Source organism: Streptomyces sp. NPDC059037, assembly GCF_042740015.1.
Classification (GTDB): Bacteria; Actinomycetota; Actinomycetes; order Streptomycetales; family Streptomycetaceae; genus Streptomyces.
This window is the reverse complement of record NZ_JBHYIG010000142.1, coordinates 20,628-24,820: the sequence shown is the minus strand read 5'-3', so window position 1 is coordinate 24,820 and position 4,193 is coordinate 20,628. Positions and strand designations below refer to the sequence as shown.

3 protein-coding genes are annotated in these 4,193 nt (G+C 70.5%); all 3 read right to left on the bottom strand.

Features of this window, described 5'->3' with window-relative positions:
* Positions 1-161: 161 nt before the first annotated feature.
* A complete protein-coding gene (locus ACFWY6_RS26375) occupies positions 162-836 on the bottom strand; it encodes an LPXTG cell wall anchor domain-containing protein (RefSeq protein ID WP_361827907.1) in 675 nt (224 codons plus the stop codon).
* Positions 837-1,130: 294 nt separating this feature from the next.
* On the bottom strand, positions 1,131-2,237 hold the full coding sequence (gene prfB / locus ACFWY6_RS26370; protein WP_360766383.1) for a peptide chain release factor 2: 1,107 nt from the start codon (positions 2,235-2,237) through the stop codon (positions 1,131-1,133).
* Between the two features lie 438 nt (positions 2,238-2,675).
* A complete protein-coding gene (locus ACFWY6_RS26365; RefSeq protein ID WP_384695043.1) occupies positions 2,676-3,911 on the bottom strand; it encodes a serine/threonine-protein kinase in 1,236 nt (411 codons plus the stop codon).
* Positions 3,912-4,193 lie beyond the last annotated feature (282 nt).

Here is a 4,193-nt window from a genome sequence, read left to right as displayed (position 1 = left end):
CCACCCGCCACCCCACATCACACCTGGACTCGGGGGCTCGTATTTTTTTATAACACCCCCCGCCCGGGGCGCGCCAGCACCCCCAGACGGCCCCGGCGCCGGGCACCGGGCCCTTCTGACGTACGTCGCGTACATCACGTACGCATACCGCGTGCCCTGGATCAGGCAGCGGCGCCGCGGTTGCCGACGAAGCGCGGCAGAACGCGGAAGCCGATGCCGCCGGCGATCATCGTCGCGGCGCCGATCAGCAGGAACGTGGTCTCGGCGGCACCCGTCTCGGCGAGCTCGCCCTTGTCGGCCTTGTCGCCGCCCTGCTCGACCGGGGTGGAGCCCGTGTCGGTCAGGCTGTCCTTGCCCTTGCCCTGCTCGACGGGGTTGGAGCCGCCGTCGGGGTCGTTGTCGTTACCGCCCGTGCCGTTGCCGTTACCCGGGTCGCTCGGGTCGGCGGTGGGCTCGTCCGTCGGGTCCGTGGGGTCCGTCGGGTCCGTGGTGGGCTCGGTCGGCTCCTCGGTGGGCTCCGTGGGCTCCTCGGTGGGCTCGGTCGGCTCCTCCGTGGGCTCGGTGGGCTCCTCGGTGGGCTCCGTCGGCTCCTCCGTGGGCTCCTCCGGGTCCGTCGGGATCTCCGTCGGCTCCTCGGTGGGCTCGTCGTCGTCATCGCCCAGGCCGACGTCGACACCGATGCCGTTCTCGTCGGCGTTGGCGTGGACGCCCGCACCGCCGAGCTCGACGCCGACGTCCAGGGCCGAGGCGGCACCGGCGGCGGTCAGCGAAGCACCCGCGGCGATCACCGCACCGGCCGCTATCCGTGCCACGCGGATCCGCGTCTTCTTGGTCATCTGGCTGCTACCCCCAGTAGCTGAATCGTCAGTGAGGCAGCGTCCGGGACTGCGTTCGCCGGGGGCACTGGATCGGCCCCCACAGATCACACGCGTCCCAGAGATACGCATGCCGCTCGCTAGCCTTTCCACTTTTCATGACAGCGTCAAGGTCGTTGCGGGCGCGATGTCTGAAATGGGATCAGTTGACCGGCGTACGGAGATGTGACTGTGACGTAAGAGGCACAACAAAGGGCAACTGCCGCCACAGGGGCAGCAGTTGCCTTGTCGATAAAGCGGTGCGAGCGCTTTCTGCTACTTCTCCTGCTGCTTGCGCCAGCGAATTCCGGCCTCGAGGAAACCGTCGATCTCGCCGTTGAACACGGACTCCGGGTTTCCGACCTCGAACTCCGTACGCAGGTCCTTCACCATCTGGTAGGGGTGCAGGACGTACGAACGCATCTGGTTGCCCCAGGAGTTGCCGCCGTCACCCTTGAGCGCGTTCATCTTCGCCTGCTCCTCCTGGCGGCGGCGCTCGAGGAGCTTGGCCTGGAGGACGTTCATCGCGCTCGCCTTGTTCTGGATCTGCGAGCGCTCGTTCTGGCAGGAGACGACGATGCCGGTGGGGATGTGCGTCAGGCGGACCGCGGAGTCGGTCGTGTTGACGCCCTGGCCGCCGGGGCCCGATGAGCGGTACACGTCGATGCGCAGCTCGGACTCGTCGATCTCGATGTGGTCCGTCTGCTCGACGACCGGGAGGATCTCGACGCCGGCGAAGGAGGTCTGGCGACGCCCCTGGTTGTCGAAGGGCGAGATGCGGACGAGGCGGTGGGTGCCCTGCTCGACCGAGAGCGTTCCGTAGGCGTACGGGACCTGGACGGCGAAGGTGGTCGACTTGATGCCGGCCTCTTCCGCGTACGAGGTTTCGTAGAGCTCCGACTTGTAGCCGTGCCGCTCGGCCCAGCGCAGGTACATGCGCTGCAGCTTCTCGGCGAAGTCGGAGGCGTCGACGCCGCCGGCCTCCGCGCGGATGGTGACGAGCGCCTCACGCGCGTCGTACTCACCGGAGAGGAGCGTGCGGACCTCCATCTCGTCCAGCGCCTTCTTCACGGCCGTGAGCTCGGACTCGGCCTCGGCGCGGGTGTCCGGGTCGTCCTCCTCCTCGGCCATCTCGAAGAGCACGCCGAGGTCGTCGATGCGCCCGCGCAGGGCCTCGGCCTTGCGCACCTCCGCCTGGAGGTGGCTCAGCTTGCTGGTGATCTTCTGTGCCGCTTCCGGGTCGTCCCACAGGGACGGCGCGGCCGCCTGCTCCTCGAGCACGGCGATGTCTGCCCTCAGCTTGTCGAGGTCCAGGACGGCCTCGATCGACTCCATGGTCGAGGAGAGGGACTTGAGCTCTTCGGATACATCGACGACTGCCACGGGTCCAGCCTAACGGCTGAGCGCAAGCGGTCTGCCCTCCCGGGCGGGGGAACGGTGTCGCTGGGCCTGCGGGGGTGTCGCGGGGGGGGCGTGGCGGGTGTGCTGCCCTGTGGGGGCGGGGACGTCACGGTTGTGCTGCCCTGCGGGCGGAGCCTGTCCCGGCGCTTCGCGCCGGATCTTCCCCGCCCACCCGCCCGATTGCCCGGCATCCGGCCCCGGCCGTAGGAGCGGGGCGGATCCGCCCCGGGCCGTCGGTCGCCTGCTGCCCTGTGGCCTGACCTGTCCCGGCGCTCCGCGCCGGATCCTTCCCGCCCACCCGCCCGATTGCCCCGGAGGTACGGGTGGGTGGGTGGGAGTGATCCGCCGCGGGCTCGCCCCGTGGTGCCGGGTGATCGGGTGGGTGGGTGGGAAAGGCTTGTGGGTGGGAAGGGCTCCGGGTCAGGGGGACTCTGGGGCCGAGTTCTTTGTGTCCTGGGGTGTTGCGTCCGCGTCGTCGTCGCTGGTGGCGGCCCAGGTGCCGATGCCCGCGGCAGCGACGATCACCGCTCCCGCCACGCCGAGCGTGATCCTGCGGCGGCGGGCCGAGGCGCGGTGGCGGGCCGAGCCGGGGCGGGCCGAACCCACGGCGCGGGGGGCGCGGGCCGTGCCTCGGGCGCCGCCCGCGAGCTCGTCGGGGCCGGGGACCCGCATCGAGGTGTGGGTGTCGCGGTTCGAGTCGGGGGCGGCTCCGGGGACCAGAGGAACCGCTCCCCGGCGGGGGGCGCCCGGGGCCGGGTCCGGCGCGGGCTCCTCGTCTGCCTCCTCCGGCAGCGGCTCCGTGTCCGGCTCGTCCACGTCCAGCGGCGGCATCCCCGCCACCAGCGGCTGCAGCTCCCGCAGGCGCGCGGCCAGCTCGGAGGCGCGAAGCCGGGATGCCGGGGCCTTCGCCAGGCACTGGACCATGAGCTGCCACAGCTCGTCCGGGATGCCGGGGAGGGGGACCACCGTCTCCGTGACGTGGCGGCGCAGCACCGCGCCCGGGTGACCGCCGCCGAAGGGTGTGAAGCCCGCCAGGAGTTCGTACAGGACCGTCGCGAGGGCGTAGATGTCGACCGCCGCGCGCGGGGGCAGGCCCTCGATGATCTCGGGGGCCAGGTAGTCCGGCGTACCGATGATCTTTGTCGCGCGCGTGCGGCGCGGGGAGTCGATCAGCTTGGCGACGCCGAAGTCCGTCAGGAGCGCCGGGTGCGAGCCGCCGGGGCCCAGCGGACCCTGCATGTCCAGGAGTACGTTCTCCGGCTTCACGTCACGGTGCACGATCCCCGCCGCGTGCGCCGCCGCGAGCCCGTCCGCGACGTCCGCGACGATCGCCACCGCCGCCTCCGGAGCGAGCCTGCGCTCGCGGTCCAGGCGGGTGCGCAGGTCGGTGCCGCGGACCAGGTCCATGACCAGGGCGAGGTCGTTGCCGTCGACCACCAGGTCATGGACGCCCACCACGCGCGCGTGGTCGAGGCTCAGGAGTGCCGTGCGCTCCTGGACGAAGCGGCCGACGAGCTCCTGGTCGGACGCCAGGTCCTCGCGCAACAGCTTGATGGCGACGGGCCCCTCGGGTCCCTCGCCGAGCCACACCGTGCCGGCGCTGCCCCGACCAAGGATCTGGTGGGCGGTGTACCGGCTGCCGATCTTGCGTGCCAAGACTGCTCCTACGGATGCGTGTTGGCGACAAAACTACGCGGCCTCGACGCCAACCTTCACTCCAGGAGCAGAAATCACCCCACAGGTGTCGACAAATCCCCAGAGTCGGGAGGGGATTCGTCAAGAAGGGGCCGATAAGGACAGAGAAGAAGACGGAGAAGACGGAGAAGGCGGAGAAGAAGAGAGACCGGCCGGGAGCTGGTGGCTCCCTGACGGGGTGGTGGTTTTGGTGTATGTTGGCGCGCGAGTTAACGCCCAGGTTGCCGAAACCAACCGAAACCG

What these genes read in the sequence shown, in the direction of transcription:
- ACFWY6_RS26375 (WP_361827907.1), bottom strand. Translation starts at nt 836, where the DNA reads ATGACCAAGAAGACGCGGATCCGCGTGGCACGGATAGCGGCCGGTGCG.